Here is a 408-nt window from a genome sequence, read left to right on the forward strand (position 1 = left end):
AACGCTGGCGGCGTGCTTAACACATGCAAGTCGAACGAGAGGACATGAAAAGCTTGCTTTTTATGGAATCGAGTGGCAAACGGGTGAGTAACGCGTAAGCAACCTGCCCTGCAGATGGGGACAACAGCTGGAAACGGCTGCTAATACCGAATACGAAGCAGCTCCCGCATGGGGGCAGCTTGAAAGGATGGCCTCTGAATATGCTATCGCTGCAGGAGGGGCTTGCGTCTGATTAGCTAGTTGGAGGGGTAACGGCCCACCAAGGCGACGATCAGTAGCCGGTCTGAGAGGATGAACGGCCACATTGGGACTGAGACACGGCCCAAATTCCTACGGGAGGCAGCAGTGGGGAATATTGCACAATGGGGGAAACCCTGATGCAGCGACGCCGCGTGAGTGAAGAAGTAT

1 rRNA gene is annotated in these 408 nt (G+C 55.1%); it reads left to right on the plus strand.

The window, feature by feature from the left end:
• Positions 1 to 408 (plus strand): 16S ribosomal RNA (locus B2U90_RS02050); the annotation flags it as partial.

The organism is Megasphaera sp. UBA4233 (genome assembly GCF_002395615.1).
In the GTDB taxonomy this organism is placed as follows: domain Bacteria; phylum Bacillota; class Negativicutes; order Veillonellales; family Megasphaeraceae; genus Megasphaera; species Megasphaera hexanoica.